This window comes from Streptococcus sp. HMSC076C09, from assembly GCF_001837905.1.
Classification (GTDB): Bacteria; Bacillota; Bacilli; order Lactobacillales; family Streptococcaceae; genus Streptococcus; species Streptococcus parasanguinis_I.
On sequence record NZ_KV834643.1, the window covers coordinates 1 to 1,041 of the forward strand.

General features: G+C 44.4%; 1 pseudogene. It reads left to right on the forward strand.

Annotated elements, in window-relative coordinates:
• Positions 1-1,041, forward strand: a pseudogene (locus HMPREF2704_RS11630) (hypothetical protein); the annotation flags it as partial.

Genomic DNA, 1,041 nt, shown 5'->3' on the forward strand with positions numbered 1-1,041 from the left:
ACACTGACTCAGATGTCGATACTGATTCGGACGCTGATTCTGAATCAGACGCTGATACTGATTCGGATGTAGACACCGATTCAGACGTAGAAACCGATTTACTTACTGAGGTTGAAGCTGATTCAGATGCTGACACTGATTGGCTTACTGAGGTTGAAGCTGATTCAGATGCTGACACTGATTGGCTTACTGAGGTTGAAGCTGATTCGGACACTGATACTGATTCTGACGTTGACACTGATTCAGATGTTGACGCTGACTCAGACGCCGAAACCGATTCTGATATTGACGCTGATTCTGATGTTGACGCTGATTCTGACGTAGAAACCGATTCGGATACAGATACCGATTCTGACGTAGAAACCGATTCGGATACAGATGCCGATTCTGAGGTTGACACTGATTCTGACGTTGAAACTGATTCAGAGGCTGAAATTGATTCGGATGTTGATACTGATTCTGATGCAGAAACTGATTCTGATGTTGACACCGATTCAGACGTAGACACTGATTCGGATGTTGACGCTGACTCGGACGCAGAGGCTGATTCAGAGACTGAGAATGATTCTGATGTTGACACCGATTCAGAAGTTGAAACTGACTCGGACGCGGACAATGACTCGGATGTCGATACTGATTCAGAGGTTGAGACCGACTCAGATGTTGATGCTGACAATGATTCAGAGGTCGAGATTGATTCAGACGTAGATACTGACTCAGAGGTAGAAACTGATTCAGACGCTGATACTGACTCAGACGTTGAGACTGATTCAGATACAGAAACTGACTCGGATGTCGAGACTGATTCTGATGTTGAAACTGACTCAGAAGTCGATACTGATTCTGATGTTGAAACTGACTCAGATGCCGAGACTGATTCAGACGTTAAAACTGATTCAGATACAGAAACTGACTCGGATGTCGAGACTGATTCGGACACTGAGGCTGATTCAGAAGCAGATGCTGATTCGGATGTTGATTCAGACTCTGATGTCAAAACTGATTCTGATGTTGACAATGATTCGGAAGTCGAAACAGATT